The 16,902-nt window shown below is 61.0% G+C and carries 14 protein-coding genes and 1 pseudogene; 10 read left to right on the forward strand and 5 right to left on the reverse strand.

The genetic code is table 11. The features are described from left to right. Window positions 1–12 precede the first annotated feature (12 nt). From B7G53_RS18060 to B7G53_RS18070, 3 genes are all read right to left on the reverse strand, one after another. The gene (locus B7G53_RS18060; RefSeq protein WP_096670269.1) at window positions 13–1,653 is read right to left on the reverse strand and encodes a 3-(methylthio)propionyl-CoA ligase; all 1,641 of its coding nucleotides are present in this window, start codon (window positions 1,651–1,653) and stop codon (window positions 13–15) included. A gap of 109 nt (window positions 1,654–1,762) precedes the next feature. Then, a complete protein-coding gene (locus tag B7G53_RS18065; protein ID WP_176491403.1) occupies window positions 1,763–3,361 on the reverse strand; it encodes a GMC family oxidoreductase in 1,599 nt (532 codons plus the stop codon). A 66-nt stretch (window positions 3,362–3,427) separates the two neighbouring features. Then, a complete protein-coding gene (locus tag B7G53_RS18070) occupies window positions 3,428–4,879 on the reverse strand; it encodes an aldehyde dehydrogenase family protein (RefSeq protein WP_255250071.1) in 1,452 nt (483 codons plus the stop codon). 234 nt (window positions 4,880–5,113) lie between these two features. On the opposite strand from B7G53_RS18070, the gene B7G53_RS18075 reads away from it, so the two are divergent. The 9 genes from B7G53_RS18075 to B7G53_RS18115 all read left to right on the forward strand — a co-directional run bounded on the left by B7G53_RS18075 (window position 5,114) and on the right by B7G53_RS18115 (window position 14,483). Continuing rightward, window positions 5,114–5,923 (forward strand): methane monooxygenase/ammonia monooxygenase subunit C, encoded by an 810-nt coding sequence (locus tag B7G53_RS18075; protein ID WP_176491404.1) that lies wholly within the window; start codon window positions 5,114–5,116, stop codon window positions 5,921–5,923. Window positions 5,924–6,009: 86 nt separating this feature from the next. Next, window positions 6,010–6,762, forward strand: coding sequence for a methane monooxygenase/ammonia monooxygenase subunit A (locus B7G53_RS18080; protein ID WP_096670275.1), 753 nt, complete (start codon window positions 6,010–6,012; stop codon window positions 6,760–6,762). A gap of 10 nt (window positions 6,763–6,772) precedes the next feature. Next, window positions 6,773–8,014 (forward strand): bacterial ammonia monooxygenase, subunit AmoB, encoded by a 1,242-nt coding sequence (amoB, locus tag B7G53_RS18085; protein ID WP_096670277.1) that lies wholly within the window; start codon window positions 6,773–6,775, stop codon window positions 8,012–8,014. A 5-nt stretch (window positions 8,015–8,019) separates the two neighbouring features. Next, window positions 8,020–8,625, forward strand: coding sequence for a hypothetical protein (locus B7G53_RS18090; protein ID WP_141396382.1), 606 nt, complete (start codon window positions 8,020–8,022; stop codon window positions 8,623–8,625). 140 nt (window positions 8,626–8,765) lie between these two features. Continuing rightward, window positions 8,766–10,814 (forward strand): PQQ-dependent dehydrogenase, methanol/ethanol family, encoded by a 2,049-nt coding sequence (locus tag B7G53_RS18095; RefSeq protein WP_255250073.1) that lies wholly within the window; start codon window positions 8,766–8,768, stop codon window positions 10,812–10,814. A gap of 146 nt (window positions 10,815–10,960) precedes the next feature. Continuing rightward, a complete protein-coding gene (locus tag B7G53_RS18100) occupies window positions 10,961–11,434 on the forward strand; it encodes a hypothetical protein (RefSeq protein ID WP_096670281.1) in 474 nt (157 codons plus the stop codon). 116 nt (window positions 11,435–11,550) lie between these two features. After that, entirely contained in the window at window positions 11,551–12,006 is a 456-nt protein-coding gene (locus B7G53_RS18105; RefSeq protein ID WP_096670283.1) for a DUF2147 domain-containing protein, read from the forward strand. Beyond that, window positions 12,003–12,389 carry a copper resistance CopC family protein gene (locus B7G53_RS18110; RefSeq protein ID WP_205853030.1) on the forward strand — a complete coding sequence of 129 codons (387 nt, stop codon included), beginning with the start codon at window positions 12,003–12,005 and terminating at the stop codon, window positions 12,387–12,389. Before B7G53_RS18105 ends, B7G53_RS18110 begins: the two co-directional genes overlap by 4 nt. Continuing rightward, window positions 12,390–14,483, forward strand: coding sequence for a c-type cytochrome (locus tag B7G53_RS18115; RefSeq protein ID WP_096670285.1), 2,094 nt, complete (start codon window positions 12,390–12,392; stop codon window positions 14,481–14,483). A 418-nt stretch (window positions 14,484–14,901) separates the two neighbouring features. Here the strand turns inward: B7G53_RS18115 and B7G53_RS18120 are convergent. Both B7G53_RS18120 and B7G53_RS23445 read right to left on the reverse strand, forming a co-directional pair. Continuing rightward, window positions 14,902–15,976, reverse strand: a pseudogene (locus B7G53_RS18120) (IS110 family transposase). Then, on the reverse strand, window positions 15,933–16,286 hold the full coding sequence (locus tag B7G53_RS23445) for an HVO_A0114 family putative DNA-binding protein (protein WP_441338999.1): 354 nt from the start codon (window positions 16,284–16,286) through the stop codon (window positions 15,933–15,935). Before B7G53_RS23445 ends, B7G53_RS18120 begins: the two are co-directional and overlap by 44 nt. A 321-nt stretch (window positions 16,287–16,607) precedes the next feature. Between B7G53_RS23445 and B7G53_RS18125 the strand changes: the two genes are divergently transcribed. Further along, window positions 16,608–16,868, forward strand: coding sequence for a type II toxin-antitoxin system Phd/YefM family antitoxin (locus B7G53_RS18125; protein ID WP_096670287.1), 261 nt, complete (start codon window positions 16,608–16,610; stop codon window positions 16,866–16,868). The last annotated feature ends 34 nt before the right edge of the window (window positions 16,869–16,902 follow it).

Genomic DNA, 16,902 nt, shown 5'->3' on the forward strand with positions numbered 1-16,902 from the left:
ACCGCAAATCTTTTAGACCCCCGGCAGCCGGTGGTCCTTGAACTGCTCACGCAACTGGTTCTTCAGCATCTTGCCAGTGGCGCCGATGGGGATGGCCTCGACGAACACCACGTCGTCAGGCACCCACCAGGAGGCGACCTTGCCTTTGTAGTGTTCAATCAGCGCTTCGCGGGTGACCTCCGCGCCCGGCTTGCGCACTACCACCAGCAAGGGCCGTTCATCCCATTTCGGGTGCGGCACGGCGATGGCCGCTGCCATCGCCACCGCCGGGTGCGCCATGGCGACGTTTTCCAGGTCGATCGAGCCGATCCACTCGCCGCCGGACTTGATCACGTCCTTGCTGCGATCCGTGATCTGCATGTAGCCGTCGGCGTCGATCGTGGCCACGTCGCCGGTGGGGAACCACTGCGCGCCGGTCGTGTCGCTCACCAGGGGTTTGGCGCCATCAGGGCCGAAGTAGCTCTGGACTACCCAAGGGCCACGCACCAGCAGATCGCCCGGCGTCTTGCCGTCCCAGGGGACGTCGGCCCCCTGCGGATCGACGATGCGCATGTCCACGCCGAACACGACCTTGCCTTGCTTGGCGAGCAGCGCATGCTGTTCGTCCAGTGGCAGGGACAGGTGTTTCTGCTTCAGCCGGCTGACCGTGCCCAGGGGCGACATCTCCGTCATGCCCCAGGCGTGGATGACTTCAATGCCATGGTTATCTTCAAAGGCTCGCATCATGCTTGGCGGCACGGCCGAGCCACCGATGATGGTGCGCTTCAAGGGGGCGAGGCTGAGCGCGTTCTGCTCGGCGTGCTGGAGCATGCCGAGCCAGATCGTGGGCACGCCGGCCGCAAACGACACCTGCTCGGTGGTAATCAGCTCGTGCAGCGACTTGCCGTCCAGCGCGGCCCCCGGCAGCACCAGCTTGGCGCCGACCATCGCGCAACTGTAGGGCAGGCCCCAGGCATTGGCGTGAAACATCGGCACCACCGGCATCACGCAGTCGCGCGATGAGATGGAGATCGCGTCCGGCATGAGCGAGGCATAGGTGTGCAGCATCGTCGAGCGATGGCTGTAGAGAACGCCCTTGGGGTTGCCGGTGGTACCCGAGGTGTAGCACAGCGACGAGGCGGTGTTCTCGTCGAAAGTGGGCCATGCGAAGTCGGGCTTGTGCGCCGAGATCAGGTCTTCGTAGCACAGCAGATTGGACAACTTGCTCGCCGGCATCTTGTCCTTGTCGATCATCGCGACAAAGTGACGTACCGTCTTGCAGCGCCCCGCCACGGCCTCGACCAGGGGCAGGAAGGTCAGGTCAAAGAACAGCACCTGATCCTCGGCATGGTCGAGGATGTAGAGCAACTGGTCCGGGTGCAGGCGCGGGTTGAGGGTGTGCAGCACCGAACCGCTGCCGGAGGCGGCGAAATACAGTTCCAGGTGCCGGTAGCCGTTCCAGGCCAGCGTGGCGACGCGCTGCGAAGCTTTCACACCGAGATTGCCGAGCGCATGGGCCATCTGGCGCGCGCGGTCGTGCAATTGCGCATAGGTGATGCGGTGGATGTCGCCTTCGACGCGGCGCGAGACGATGGGCACATCGCCGCTATGGCGTGCCGCATGGGTGATGAGTGAGGAAATGAGCAGGGGGGCGCTCATCATTTGACCGTTCATGAAGTCTCCTTGGATTTTTTGGTTAAGGCTAAATCCGGCCACTGGCCGGGTATCGTGATGAGAGGTGCCATAGCGCCTCTGCGGGGTGGTGACTTTTATGCGAATGAATCTACTGAAGTTTGTGGCTTGACAGGATGGCCCGCGCACACTTCTCGCCGATCACCATGCAAGGGGCATTGGTGTTGCCGCCGATAACCGTAGGCATGATCGATGCGTCGGCGACACGCAGGCCCGAAAGCCCGTGCACCCGCAACTGCGCATCGACCACGGCCATGTCGTCATTGCCCATCTTGCAACTGCCGACCGGGTGGTAAATGGTTTCCGCACTGCGCCGGATGTAGGCCCGCAGATCCTTGTCGCTGCGCACGCCGGCACCCGGCGCCACTTCGCCGCCATTGATGTCGTGGAAGGCCTTGGCCTCAAAGATGCGTCGTGCAAGTTTCAGGCCACGCAGCATCTCGTCCCAGTCGTCGGCATGGCTCAGGTAGTTGGGCTGAATCATCGGTGCGGCCAGCGGATCGGCGCTTTTGAGGCCGATGAAACCACGGCTTTGGGGGCGCAACTGGCACATGTGCAAGGTGGCGCCGTAGCCGGGGGCCAGGTCACGGCCATGGTTTCGCAGGTAGGTCGGCAGGAAGTGAAATTGCACCTCTGGCAGCGCCGATTGTGGCGAGAGCCTGGCGAAACCCCCTGTCTCGGCCACGTTGCTGGACAGGAAGCCTTCGCGCTTGCGCCAGTATTGCCAGAGCCCGGCAAGTGCTTTCGGCAGGAAACCAGGCGCGACACCAATCGCCTGCTTGCTGCGGTCGCGGATCATCACCGTCACGTCGAGATGGTCCTGCAGGTTCTGGCCCACGCCCTGCAGGTCGGCGACCAGGTCGATGCCCAGGCCCGTCAATTGCTGCCTGGGTCCGACACCCGACAGCAGCAGCAGCTGCGGTGAATTGATGGCGCCGCCGCTCAGCACGATTTCACGTTCGGCCTCGATGCGCTGGCGTTCGCCTTTGCGTTCGATCTCGACCCCCACGGCCTGTTTGCCCGAGAAGAGGATGCGTGTGACATGGGCACCGGTGAGCACGGTCAGGTTCGGCCGGTCCATGACAGGGTGCAGGAAGGCCCGAGCGCTGCTCCAGCGTTCCCCGTTCTTCTGGGTCACCTGGTGAGGCCCCGCACCTTCCTGTTGCGCGCCGTTGAAGTCCATGTTGCGCGGAATGCCGCATTGCACGGCGGCGTCGATGAAGCGGCTCGACAACGGGTTGGGCGAGCGTACATCGGCAACGTTCAGTGGTCCATTTGTTCTGTGGTAGGTCGAGACACCGCGCTCGTTATTCTCATGTTCCATAAAGATCGGCAGCAGATCCTTGTAGGCCCATCCGGCGTTTCCCGCTGCTGCCCATGCGTCGTAATCAGCCTGTTGCCCGCGCATGTAGACCATGGCATTGATCGAGCTGCTACCCCCGATTGTTTTTCCCCGTGGCCAGTACAGGCGACGACCTTCGAGTTCGGCTTGTGGTTCGGTGTCGAAATACCAGTTGTACTTGCGGGTGGCGAGCAAGCCCACGAGGCCCATGGGCGTGCGGATCAGCGGTGAGTCGTCGGACCGTCCCGCTTCGAGCAGGCACACGCGGTTCGACGGATCCGCGCTCAATCGGTTGGCCAAGACACAGCCGGCCGAACCGGCGCCCACGATGATGTAATCGAATTTCAAGATTTGTCCCTATGCGATTCAGAGAAAAAAGAAATGCACCAGGCTAGCTCGGTGCAACCGAGGCCATCAGACCAGACGCAGCGTCCAGTTGATCAGCCGTCGCGACAGATGGGTGTAGGGCGGGTAGAAGGTGGAGGCCAGCAACAGCCAGGTCTTGACGACCGCGCGCTCATGGCTGAAGGCCTTGAACCCGTAGATCCCGTGTGCGCTGCCCAAGCCGGAGTTGTTGACACCGCCAAAGGGCAGGCGGCCATGCAGGAACTGCACGACGCTGTGGTTGACGCAGGCACCGCCCGAACTCGTCTCGCGCAGCACCTTGTCGGCGACCTTGTGGTTCTTCGTCCAGATGTACAGCGCGAGCGGCTTGGGCTGGTCGTTGATCTTGGTTATGACTTCGTCGAGATCGCGGTAAGCAATGACGGGCAGCAACGGGCCGAAAATTTCCTCCTGCATGATCTTTGCATCCGGGCTGACGTTGTCGATCAAGGAGGGCGCGACGAACTGGCGATCTGTCTGGTGCTGGCCACCGGCCAGCAGTCTGGCACCTTTTTCAAGTGCGTCATCCAGCAGTCCGACGATGCGCTTGGCATGGCGCTCATTGACGATGTGCGCCAGGTGAGGGCTGGTGCGCACGGCATCTCCTTCACCGTAGGCTTTGGCCAGGGCTTGGCGGCAGTGCTCTACAAAAACATCCTTGACCGATTCGTGGACGTAGACGTGATCCGGCGCAATACAGGTCTGGCCGCTGTTGGTGCATTTGGACCACATCAGGTTGGCCGCCGCGGCCTTCAGGTCCGCCGTGGCGTCAACGATGGTGGGGCTCTTGCCGCCCAGCTCCAGGGTCACGCTGGTCAGGTGCTTGGCCGCCGCGGCCATCACCACGCGGCCAATCGCCGGCGAGCCGGTAAAGAAGATGTGATCGAAGGGCAGATCCAGCAGCGCCTGCGAGACCGACGCGTCGCCCTGGAACAGGGCCACCTCGTCTTCGGGAAACACCTCGCGCACGATCTCCGCCATCAGCGCCGACAGGTGGGGTGTCATCTCCGAGGGTTTGAGAATGGCCGTGTTGCCGGCGGCGATGGCCGAGATCAGTGGGCCGAAGGTCAGGTTGACGGGATAGTTCCACGGCGAGATGATCAGGCAGCGGCCCTTGGGCTCGCACTGCACGTAGCTTGACGTGCCAAACATCAGCAGGGTCGGGAAAACCTTGTTCGGCTTCATCCAGCGGCGCAGATGGCGACGCGCATCGTTGGCTTCGGCCACGATGGGTAAAATTTCGGTCAGGTCGACCTCGGCGGCCGGTTTGCCGAAGTCCAGTGCGCCAGCGCGCTGAATGTCGGCCTGGCGCGCCAGGACGGCCCGCTTCAGGCGGTCGATCTTGTCGAGCCGCTGCGCGGCGGTTGATTGACGAAGCCGTAAGGCCGTCTCACGCTGCGCGGCGAAGATGCGGTCTATTTCCGGTTGTCCCGCCGGTTCGTCGGGGTTGACAAGCCGCATGGCATTGGAAGTCACCTTCATTTCTGTCTCCTGCATTTTATTTTGGTCTCGTATCACGTCGATTCGAGGTCGAAGTAAGTCTATTGAGATGCGCCATGGAAATCACCCTAACGAAAGTTAGGTGCAACGTCGTGTGCTTCGATCTACCATTCTTCGAGTGTTGGCGCAAAGCTGGCCGAGCCTCTTTCTTGCAAGTGGGTGGAGGCTAAGTGATTACCCTTAATTCACACGATTCACACGACAGGAGACATGACAATGAAAACAGTTTCAATTCAAGGTGCCGGGGGCATGCGGGTAGCCGGCGGCGAGGGAAAATCCTCCCGGGAGAAAATAGGTGCTCCGTGGGCCAAATTCTTTTTGGCGCTGCTTGCGTTCGCGGTGCTCTATACCGGCTATCGCATCTACTCCGAGGCGTCGGCGTTCACATACGGGCTCGACTATTTCAGCCACGAGTTCGATGTTTACTGGATGCGTCTGCTGTACGGACAGTTGCTGCTGATTGGCGCGCTGGGAACCGGGGCTCTGGTGTATCTATGGCGTACCCGTGAGCGGGATTTTTCCCGGATCGGGCCACGAGAGGAGGTGCGGCGCCTGTTCGTGCTGATGGCGCTCATTTTGCTGTTCGCCATCATGTTTTATGTGACCGGTTCGATCTACACGGAGGCCGATGCAGCCTGGCACCAGGTGACGATCCGGGATACTGATTTCACCCCCACCCACATTGGTCTGTTTTATTTCTGCGTGCCCTTGCTGGTGTTTTGGGGCTTCATCTCGTTCGCCTACGCTCACACGCGCATCCCGCTCTTTGGCAATCGCATTTCGCTGCCGTTCGCGATCATCGTCGCCGGCGCTTTCATGATCATGCCCAATGTGGGATTCAACGAGTGGGGTCACACTTTCTTCTATGCAGAGGAGTTGTTCGCCGCGCCGATTCACTATGGCTTTGTGTTGCTGGGCTGGTCTACGTTTGCGGCTGGTGGATTGCTCCTGCAGATACTGGGTCGCGTGGCCGAGCTGACGAAGCAGTCGGTGTCGCCGCAAGCCGAGCTTCAAGCGGCTCACTGATACGCCTTTCCGGGTAAATGCATCGGGGCTAGGTCTCGATGACAAGCTGTGCGCTTGACCTCCCAATTTATTTCTGGAGACTTTGAATGTCCGTTTTGACTCCGGCTGAGGCCGCCTTTAGCCCGCAGGAAGCGGCCCGCGTTGATGCCCAGGTTGACTGGGTGGTCATTCCGCTCTTTGTGGTGCTTCTGGGGTCCGTATTCGCCTTCCAGTTTGCCTTGCTGGTGGGGGACTGGGATTACTGGATCGATTGGCGGGACCGCCGTTATTGGCCGCTGGTCACGCCCTTGGTGCTGGTTATTCTGCCCGGCGTATTTGGATATGCCTTTTGGCATTTGCTGCGCATACCTCTGGGTGCGACGCTGAGCATTATCGGGTTGACGCTGACGGGCTGGTTGAGCCGGTACTTGAACTTTCATGAGTTCGCGGGTTTTCCGATGAACATGGTGCTGCCGTCGACTTTCATTGGCGTGGGTCTACTGATCGATTGCACCTTGCTGCTTACGCGCAGCTGGTTTTTCACGGGGATTTTTGCTGGCTTTCTTTCGGGGCTGCTTCTGTACCCAATGAACTGGCCACTGCTGGCTCCGTTCATGGTGCCGGTCGAAATGCACGGCACGCTGATGACGGTGGCGGACGTGATGGGTTTTGAGTACATCCGCACTGCCATGCCCGAATATGTGCGCATCATCGAGCAGAGTACTTTGAGGACATTCGGCGATGCAGTCACACCGCTGACGGCGGTTTTTGCTGGCTTCCTGACCATATTGAGCCTCTGGTTCTGGGCCTGGGTTGGCTCACTCGGTGTCAAGGCCGTGTGGCTGCGAAAAGTTGTTTAAGGAAGAGGTCATGAATTTCATTGCAAAATTGTTCGCAGTCATTCAAGGCCTGATCGTCGTCCTGGTCACGTTTTCGGCAACGCCGACGTATGCCCATGGTGAAAAGGCTCAGCAACCCGCTTTGCGCATGCGCACCGTGCATTGGTTTGACGTGGATTTGTCGACGCGCAAGCTCGATGTCAACCAGATTCTGGTCGTCAAGGGAACTTTTGTTCCTTCCCTGTCCTGGCCGGAGCATGTCGCGTCCATCGAGGACACCGCCTATCTCAATGTGGGCGTACCCGGGCCTTCTTTTGTGCGCCTGGACAGCCGCGTCAACGGTGTGCCCACCATACGCAGTAGTTCGTATAAGCGCGGTGAGCAGTACAACTTCGAGATCACGCTGAAGGCCCGCACACCCGGCCGCTATCACCTGCATCCCATCATCAACGTCCAGGATGCCGGGCCGATGATTGGGCCCGGCATCTGGGTCGAGGTCGGGGGCGACCCGGCGGCATTTGACAACAGCATCAAAACCTTGTTCGGCCAAACCCTTGATTTGGAAACGCACGGCTTTGCCAATGCGGCTTCCTGGTCAGCGGTGTGGGTTGTGCTTGGTTTGGTCTGGTTTGGCTATTGGCTGACCAAGGTGCCTTTGATCTTGCCGAGGTTCCGGCGTGCCAGCGCGCTGGGTGAGAACGCCGACGACATGATCACCACGCGCGACCGTCAGGCGGCACTGGTTATCCTGGTGGCTACGCTGATGCTTATCGCTGGCGGGTTTTTCTATGCCACCGAGCGCTGGCCGGTCACGACGCCGCTACAGACCGGCAAGATCAAGACGCCGCCCCTGAAGATGGCGCCTTCGCCGGTGTTGGTCACGATGGATGATGCACGCTACCGCATCCCGGGCCGGAGCTTCCGTATCGAGCTCACGGTAACCAACAGCGGGAAGAGTCCCGTGAGCGTTGGTGAGTTTGCCTCAGGCGGCCTGCGCTTTATCAATTCCGCGGTGCTGAAGGTCACACCAAAAGACCAGGACGATCTGGTCGCGACAGACGCGTTGCGCGTGGAGGGCGGCTCGATCAATCCAGGAGAAACGAAGAAGATCGTGGTCTATGCGGACGATGCGATGTGGGAGACGCAGCGCATGACGACGATGATCTCCTCCCCGGATGCGGTGGTGGCCGGCATGCTGTTCTTCTTCGATGCGCAGGGCCGTCGCTATCCAGTAGAGATCAGCGGACCGATGATCCCTTTGTTCGGGGGGTAATGGAGATGCGACTGATCCGAACGTTGAGTTCCGCGCTGCTGGCCGTGGCTGCGGTATCGGCATGGGCCCATGGCGGGGTCGGCATTGAAGACGACAAGTGCATCCTGCGCATCGGCAGCGACCGGGCCCATTTCGCCGGCTACCAGCCCGAGCACCGTGCCAGTCAGGAGTTCTGCGAGGACATCCCCGAAGTCGGACGGGCAGTGATCGTGATTGACTTCATCCAGCCCGCGCTGCGCGAACGCGTGGTCGAGTTCCGCATCCTGCGTGACGCGGACGGGCTGGGTGCCAAGGCGCGCTACGAGGATCTTGGTGACACGGACCAAATCGCGCAGCGGACGATGGTGGCGCTGCCGGCCAAGGTTTATCCGCGCGGCACGGTCACCCTGGACCACAAGTTCAGCGAGCCCGGCTGGTACATCGGCCTGCTCAGCGCGACCGACCCGGCCAGCGGGAAGACGGAGACCTCGGTCTTTCCGTTCCGCGTCGGCGTGCGCAACTATTGGAAATACCTGCCATTGCCCTTGTTCTTTATCGGCATGGCCTGGCTCTTGTACCGGCTTACCAGACAGCGGCGAAAACCCCCGATCACCGACGTACCTCAAAAGTAGACAGCATGAAAAAAGGAGACAAGATGAAAATTTGGATGAACATGGCGGGTAACGCGCGTCAAGAAAAAACCGCCAACCGACCTGCAATGGCCCTGACATTGGCGGTGGTTTCGCTGCTGGTGATGGCCGCGCCGCCCGTCATGGCCGAGGAGGCCAAGGGCTCGAAGGCGCACATTGCGGCCGTGACCAGGAAAGTCGACGGCGCCTTCATCCGTGCCAATGAGGCGCGAACGAACGACTGGCCCAGCCACGGCCTGGACTATGCCGAGACCCGCTTCAGCAAGCTCCAGCAGATCCATACCGCCAACGTCAAGGATCTCGGCTTGGTCTGGTCCTACAACCTCGAGTCGACGCGCGGCGTCGAGGCCACGCCGCTGGTGGTGGACGGCGTCATGTATGTCAGCGCCTCCTGGAGCATCGTCCATGCCATTGACGTGCGCAGCGGCAAGAAGATCTGGACCTTCGATCCCAAGGTGCCGCGCGAGGCCGCTTACAAGGGCTGCTGTGACGTGGTCAACCGCGGCGTGGCGCTGTATCAGGGCAAGGTCTTCGTCGCCTCCTACGACGGCCGGCTGATCGCGCTCGATGCGGCCACCGGCAACAAGGTCTGGGAAAAAGACACCATCATCGACCGCAAGTTCAGCTACACGATCACCGGGGCGCCACGCGTGTTCAAGGGCAAGGTGATCATCGGCAACGGCGGCGCCGAGTACGGCGTGCGCGGCTACATCACGGCCTATGATGCCGCCACCGGCGACCAGAAATGGCGCTGGTTCACGGTACCCGGCGACCCGAGCAAACCGTTCGAGGACGAGTCCATGGCCAAGGCCGCCAAGACCTGGGACCCCGCGGGCAAGTACTGGGAAGCCGGCGGTGGTGGCACCGCCTGGGACACGCTGACCTTCGATCCCAAACTGAACCTGATGTACGTGGGCGTCGGCAACGGTTCACCCTGGGCGGCAGCCAAGCGCAGCCCCGCGGGCGGCGATAACCTGTACCTGGGGTCCATCGTCGCGCTCAACCCCGACACCGGCAAGTACGTCTGGCACTACCAGGAAACACCCGGCGACAACTGGGACTACACCTCGACCCAGCCGATGATCCTGGCCGACCTGAAGATAGCGGGCAAGCCACGCAAGGTGATCCTGCATGCGCCGAAGAACGGTTTCTTCTTCGTGATCGACCGCACCAACGGCAAGTTCATCTCGGCGAAGAACTTCGTCGACGTGAACTGGGCCAGCGGCTACGACGCGACGGGTCGCCCCATCGAGACTGCCGATGCGCGTCCCACGGATCGACCGTACGATGCCATTCCAGGCCCCTACGGCGCGCACAACTGGCACTCCATGTCGTTCAATCCACGGACCGGGCTGGTCTACTTGCCTGCGCAAAACATACCCGTCAACATGATGGATGACAAGAACTGGAGCTTCAACTCCAACAAGCCAGGTCAGCCAGGCTCCGGTACCGGTTGGAATACCGGCAATTACATCAATGCAGTCCCACCAAAAAGCAAGCCGTTTGGCCGACTGATTGCCTGGGATCCGGTACAGCAAAAAGAAGCATGGCGCCAGGAACAGGTCTCACCGTGGAATGGTGGCACGCTGACCACGGCCGGTAACCTCGTGTTTCAGGGCACGGCGGACGGGCGTTTCATCGCCTACAACGCCCAAAATGGCGAGAAACTCTGGGAGTCGCCCACGGGGACCGGCGTGGTGGCTGCGCCTATCACCTATCTGGTGGATGGCAAGCAGTACGTGTCGATTGCCGTGGGATGGGGCGGCAGTTACGGTCAGGATAAGCGGGCCACCGAGCGGCAAGGTCCGGGCACGGTCTACACCTTTGCCGTTGGCGGCAAAGCGCCCATGCCGGACTTCGTCGCTTACCGGATGGGCGAACTGGTGGCAGGGGTGAAATACGACCCGGCTCACTACGAGGCCGGCACCTTGCTGTATGTCAGCAATTGCGTTCTCTGCCATGGTGTTCCCGGCGTGGACCGTGGCGGCAACATCCCCAACCTCGGTTACATGAACGCGGCCTTCATCGAAAACCTCGACAAGTTCATCTTCAAAGGTCCCGCCATGAGCCGGGGCATGCCTGACTTCACGGGCAAGCTGAGCGTGGACGATGTGGAGAAGATCAAGGCCTTCATCCAGGGAACGGCAGACGCGATACGTCCCAAGAAATGACCGATATATGACCGATGGCGCGAAGGAGTGCGCCGGGGAGTTGTGCGCGGCTGCCTGCCGTGCAGCCGGCGACGGGCCGACGGTTCTTGCAGGGCTTCGCGCCCGGTCGGCCAGATTCTATGGCTTACGGATATGAGGAAAAAACCATGCAATCGAAAAAAGTTTCCGCTGTCTGTATCGCGGTCCTGATGGGTGCGCTGGCGGGACCCGTCGCCTTGGCGACCGAGCACGCGCACGCCGCATCCAAGAGCGGCGCGGCGAAGGACATGAAGGTACTGCCGCCGCTGCGCATCGTGTCGCCGCTTGCCGGGGCGCAGGTCGGGCCCAACATTGAGGTCGAGTTCGAGACCGATGCGGAGCTGGCGAACATGACGATGAGCGCCAAGTCCATTGGCGTTCATCTGCATGTCGGTATCGACGGTACGTCTCTGATGCCGATGATGGCGGACTTGGTCCGCGTGGGCAAGAATCGTTACCGCTACGCCTTTGACCTGCCCGCAGCCCCTGGGCCGCGCGTCATTAGCGTGTACTGGTCCGATGCATCCCACAAGACCATCGAATTTTCGGTACAGAAGGTGAGTGTGGTGGTCGTTTCGAATCAGGGTAAGGTCAAACCTTGAACGTACAGTCAAGTCGTCCTTGATGCCAATGAATAGAAGTGCAAGCAGCTATTGAAGTAATAGCATCATCGGCCCATGAAGTCGTTGCTCGCCTACCCACAACGAAGGAAAGTCTCATGACAATCGGAAAGACATTGAAACACGTACTCGCCATCGCCTCCTTTGCCTGGGCAGCCGGTCCTGCTTTTGCGCAGGACACGCCCGTCGGGCTCTGGAAGACGATTGACGACGACGGCAAGACGGTGAAAACCTTGATTCGCATCAGCGAATCGGCTGGCGTGCTCAGTGGCGTGATCGAGAAACTCCTCGATCCCAAGGCGGCGACCGTCTGCACGAAATGCACCGACGACCGCAAGGACAAGCCGGTGGTCGGGATGACGATTATTCGCGGCATCAAACACAATACCGCTGACGCTGCGCTGTGGGACGGCGGCGAGGTGCTCGATCCGGAGAATGGGTCGACCTACCGGCTGCGTCTGCGGCCCGCCGACGGGGGCAAGAAACTCGAGGTTCGAGGTTTCATCGGCGTGCCGATGATAGGGCGCTCGCAAACCTGGGTGCGCGCCGAGTGAACGCCCGGCGCAAGATGGTTTCGTGGCTCGTCGCGCTGCTGGCCATGGCCGCCACTGGCACGGCGCTGGCGCATGCCGCGCTGGTCAAGTCCGAACCGGCACGGCGGGCGACGCTGTCCAAACCGCCGCCGCAGGTCAGGCTGTGGTTCAACGAGCGGCTGGAGCCCGAGTACGCGACGATCAGCGTGATCAGGGAAGGTGCCGGCCCGGTCACGACCCAGAAGGCCCGGGTTGACAAGGACGACCCCAAACTGCTGGCGCTGGAATTGCCCATGCTCAGCCCGGGTACCTATACCGTGAAATACCGGGTGCTCTCGGTCGATGGCCATACGGTCGATTACGGTTATACCTTCACCGTGAAGGCCGAGGGCGCCGGGAAGTAAATGGAATTCCTCGGCACGGCGCTGCGCTGGCTGCAATTGACCAGCGGCCTGGTGCTGTTGGGCAGCTTTGCCCTGCTGCTGCTCGCGGGTCCTGGCCGAAGCCCGGATGCCGCGCGCTGGCGTGGCGCGGTCTTTGCCGCCGCGCCATGGCTGGTGGCACTGCTGCTGGCCACGGCGGCAGGTCTGTTGATGTTGCAGGCGGCTTCGGTCAGCGGCCGCGGCGAGGCGGCCTTTGAGTGGTCCGAATGGGTCAGGCTGCTGGAGCGAACGCGCTACGGCGCGGTCTGGCAGGTGCGGCAGGCGGCAGCGCTGGTTCTGCTGCTGTTGTTGCTGAGCCGAGGGCCTCTGAGCGCGCGGTTCGGCGAGCGCGTCGTCTGTGTGGCGCTGCTCACCCTGGCGCTGGGAATCAACGCGGCCTCGGTATTTACCGGGCACGGCGCTGCCACAGAACCGCTTTGGCTCGCAGGTGCCGGCCATGCGGTGCATTTGCTGGCGGCGGGCGCTTGGGCCGGAGGGTTGCCGGCGCTGGCCTACGGACTTCACCTGGCGGCAAGAGGCCGGGATCCGCCGTTCCGGCAGATGTTCCTCGGCGTGTTGCGCCGCTTCTCTGTGCTTGCGACGGTTTGCGTTGCTCTCATCGCTGCATCCGGCACCCTCATCGCGTACCTGCAGTTCGGCGCGCCGATCCGCTGGCCCGCACGGACAGACGACATCTTCGGCGGTCTGATGACGGTGCTCGAACGCAGCCTGGCCCCGCTGCTCAGTACATCGTTCGGTCTGCAGGTGTTGGCCAAAATGGTTCTGCTGGTGCCGGTGCTGCTTGTTGCAGCGCGGGTTCGCTGGGTCTGGATGCCGCGTATGGGCAAGGTGGCATTTGAGCAGGGTCTTGCGTGGCAAGGCGCGGCCGGTCTGGTCCGGGTGGAACTGGGCGTTGTGCTGCTGATCCTGCTCTTCGCAGCCGGTCTGACAGGTACGCTGCCCGCGGCCCATGCGCAGATGGTGTGGCCGCTGCCGTTTCGTCTGTCGCTCGCGGCCACCTGGGACAAACCGGGGGGGGTGAACACGGTCGTGGGTGCGTCGTTGCTGGCTATGGGCGGACTGGCTTGGCTGGTGCATGCCCTTGTGTCAGGGCCCCGCGCCGACGCGGCGCAGGGCGGGCGCCGGATCCGTTTGGGTGCTGCCGTGCTGATGACCCTCTCGGGGCTGGTCATCGTTCTATACGCGCTCTCGGTGGACGCCTATCCCGACACCTATCGGCGCACGGATGTCAGTTACAACGCGGTGTCGGTCACGCGCGGGGCGGCGCTGTATTCCCAGCACTGCGTGTCCTGTCACGGTCCGGGTGGCAAGGGGGACGGTCCGCTGGCCACCCGCTTGCCCACCAGGCCCGCCGACCTCACCGAGCCGCATACCGCGTTGCACACGGCGGGCGATCTCTTTTGGTGGCTCACCCACGGCAAGCCGAACACCGCCATGCCCGGCTTTGCGCAGGAAATGACCGAGGAGGAACGCTGGGACATGGTGAACTTCCTGCGCGCCTTCTCCGCCGGTTTTCAGGCCCGCATCCTGACACCGCAGGTGGTGCCCGGGCGGCCCTGGCTCGGTCCGCCCGATTTCGATTTTGTGACCCGGTCGGGACTGGCCGCGGCGCTCAAGGCGTACAGGGAGCGCAAGTCCGTGCTGCTGGTCTTCTACTCGCAGCCCTTCTCGGCGCAACGCCTGGCCGAACTGGCGCGTGTCTATCCGCGCCTGAAATCCAGCGGCGCCGAGGTGATCGCCATTGCGTTGCCAGGCACCCCGCCCTTGCAATCGCAGCCGTTCCCCGTTGTCACCGATGGGGCGCAGGAGGCGGCGACCGCCTACCTGCTGTTGCGGCGCACCTTGAGCGACCCCGGCAAGACCATCCTGGGGGAAGCTCCGTCTCACATGGAATTCCTGCTCGACCGGTTCGGCTATGTGCGAGCGCGCTGGCTGCCGCAGGACGAGGAGGGCGCCGGTGAAGGTTGGCGCGACACGCAGTTTCTGCTCGACCAAATCGAACGCATCCACCGCGAGCCGCGCATCCTGCCGCCGCCCGATGATCATGTGCATTGAGCGGGAGTGCTCTGCCGGGCGGTCTCGGCCCTGCACCGATCAGACCGCTTTGACCAGCGACTTGGTGTAGATGGCTAAATGAGCCCATCCCCTCTACAGGGACTTCCAGTTAAGTCAAGAACGGTTTTTCTACCTCACGCATGCCGACACTTGAAATCTAACCAGTTGACGTTTGCTCGATAGCGACACCAAGCAAGGACAGACTGCACATCTACAGGCGGGCTTGTTTCGGTGGGATTCACCGAGGCCCCAGATACGAACCGCTCAGCAGGACTCCATTCGAAAAGCGTGATCAGGCGTCGCCTGCCACTGAGGGAATGTCGAGTTCATCTGCTGCCGGTCTGACCTGTGGTGAGCATCTTCGAGCGCACGTCTGTTGGCAAAAAAACAATATCTGTGCTGCGAGATCTGTCTGCGCCTAAGCGACGGCTATCGTACCCGGATACGTTGGGACGTGTTCGGGGTCGTACGTGGTACCTCTTGTCATCACGCTCCACAGTATTCGGGCGTTTTTGTTGGCCAGAGCTACGACCGTTTTTTGCCAGCCGATGCGCTCCCTGAGTTGCAACAGCGCTGATGCGGTCGCTACGCTTGCCCGCACTCATGACGGCAGACTTGGCCCCTTGAATAAGCAAGGTACGCAGATAGGTGTCGCCACGCTTGGTGATACCGCCCAGCTTGGCTTTACCTCCAGTCGAATTCTGGCTCGGAGTCAGGCCAAGCCATGCCCCGAATTGCCGGGCGCTGTGAAACTGGGCGAAATCGCCCACTGTCGATACCAGTGCCGAGGCTGTCAGTGGGCCAATTCCAAGCAGTTGGGCTGCCTTCTTTGCCCGCTCATCACTCTTGACGTGGGCGCGGATCCGTTCATCGCACCAGGCTATTTCCTTGTCAAGCTCTGTGTAATGCGAATTCGCGCGGTCAAGAGCCAACCGCGCCACCGACGGCAACTCGTTGCTGGCGTCCTCAAGGACCTCCTGTATCGCCCCTCTCAACGCTTCAGGACTTTGGGGGAACACCAGGCCGAATTCAGCGAGGAGTCCACGAATGCGATTGAGGCAGGCCGTTCGCTCCTCTTTGTAACCTTCACGCAATCGGTGGATGGCCAACTGACCTTGCTGCTCGCAAGTCTTTGTGGGAACGAATCGCATCTGGGGGCGACCGGCTGCCTCGCAAATCGCAGCCGCATCGTTGGCGTCGTTCTTCCCGCTCTTGCCTGCCATCCGATAGGGCGTAACGAAACTGCCGGCAATAAGTCGGGCATCCAAACCCATGTCACGAAGGCGGCGCGCGACATGATGCGCACCTCCACAGCTCTCCATTGCCACCATGCAGCCAGACGGCAGCTCGGAGCACCAGGTGAAAAACCGATCCCGAGAAAATGCCTTGGCCAGAGTGACCTCCCCAAGCCGCGTGATGGCGTGCACTTGGAAATACTTCTTGGATAAATCAACACCGACCCGAACAATAGTTGCCTGTGAAATGTCGTTCATGGGATACCCCTTTCAGTTGATGAATGGACTCGACATTCCGATCTTGGCAAACTTGTTGCGGTAGCGCAATCGCGGAAGTCCCTTCATATTCGAAAAGGTAAAACGAGCGAAAATCCACCGTAACTCGCTCGGAGGTAACTTGGGGCATGACCGTTCGACCATGTTTGGTTAGCTTGACCAAACCATATTGCGCCATGGTGTGTAGCGACCGCGATACATTGGGAACATGTTTTCCCACAGCTTTGGCTAAGGCATCCATTGAGTCTGGGTGACTCTCACGAATGGTCGTACGGGAATCTTTTCCTTGCATGCTTGAAGCGCGAACCTACGGGCCTCACACCATGGGCGTTATCGAAACCAATTAGCCGCGTGTTGTCCGGCGCATGCAATGTCAAGCTGTACCGGATGCCGTGCGGTCGTTCCGCCGTCACGGTCACACTCGAAACTTCCATCTTGACCCAGTAGAGGGTCGGCCGGGATTCATGTAAAAGACTGCAGAAACAAGCCTAACTCATTGTCAATATTGAGCATTTAGCTTCTTCGTGAATGGTCAAATGTCGTGAATGGTCAAATTGACAACTCACCATGTTTGTCGTAACATGCAAACATTGATTCGTTTCAGGAGATCGACATGACTATCCATACGTTTTCTAGCCGCGACTTCACTCGTGACGTGTCAGCGGCCAAGCGCGCGGCTGTTGATGGCCCTGTGTTTATTACCGACCGTGGGCGTCCTGCCTTTGCGCTGCTGAAAATCGACGACTATTACCGCATCGTCGGTCAAAGCGAACTCTCGCTCCTCGACGTCATGGATGGCATCCCCGGTGGGGACGGCATCGATTTCGATCCGCCTCGTCTCAATCTCCAGATCCATGGCGCATCGTTTGACTGAGGGCTCTCAATGTTCGTTCTGGATACCAACGTCA

Source organism: Polaromonas sp. AET17H-212, assembly GCF_002379085.1.
Lineage (GTDB): Bacteria > Pseudomonadota > Gammaproteobacteria > Burkholderiales > Burkholderiaceae_C > Polaromonas.

What these genes read in the sequence shown, in the direction of transcription:
- amoB (WP_096670277.1), top strand. Translation starts at nt 6,773, where the DNA reads ATGAATTTCATTGCAAAATTGTTCGCAGTCATTCAAGGCCTGATCGTC.
- B7G53_RS18075 (WP_176491404.1), top strand. Translation starts at nt 5,114, where the DNA reads ATGAAAACAGTTTCAATTCAAGGTGCCGGGGGCATGCGGGTAGCCGGC.
- B7G53_RS18095 (WP_255250073.1), top strand. Translation starts at nt 8,766, where the DNA reads ATGGCCGAGGAGGCCAAGGGCTCGAAGGCGCACATTGCGGCCGTGACC.
- B7G53_RS18090 (WP_141396382.1), top strand. Translation starts at nt 8,020, where the DNA reads ATGCGACTGATCCGAACGTTGAGTTCCGCGCTGCTGGCCGTGGCTGCG.
- B7G53_RS18060 (WP_096670269.1), bottom strand. Translation starts at nt 1,653, where the DNA reads ATGAACGGTCAAATGATGAGCGCCCCCCTGCTCATTTCCTCACTCATC.
- B7G53_RS23445 (WP_441338999.1), bottom strand. Translation starts at nt 16,286, where the DNA reads ATGCAAGGAAAAGATTCCCGTACGACCATTCGTGAGAGTCACCCAGAC.
- B7G53_RS18115 (WP_096670285.1), top strand. Translation starts at nt 12,390, where the DNA reads ATGGAATTCCTCGGCACGGCGCTGCGCTGGCTGCAATTGACCAGCGGC.
- B7G53_RS18080 (WP_096670275.1), top strand. Translation starts at nt 6,010, where the DNA reads ATGTCCGTTTTGACTCCGGCTGAGGCCGCCTTTAGCCCGCAGGAAGCG.
- B7G53_RS18125 (WP_096670287.1), top strand. Translation starts at nt 16,608, where the DNA reads ATGACTATCCATACGTTTTCTAGCCGCGACTTCACTCGTGACGTGTCA.
- B7G53_RS18070 (WP_255250071.1), bottom strand. Translation starts at nt 4,879, where the DNA reads ATGAAGGTGACTTCCAATGCCATGCGGCTTGTCAACCCCGACGAACCG.
- B7G53_RS18100 (WP_096670281.1), top strand. Translation starts at nt 10,961, where the DNA reads ATGCAATCGAAAAAAGTTTCCGCTGTCTGTATCGCGGTCCTGATGGGT.
- B7G53_RS18105 (WP_096670283.1), top strand. Translation starts at nt 11,551, where the DNA reads ATGACAATCGGAAAGACATTGAAACACGTACTCGCCATCGCCTCCTTT.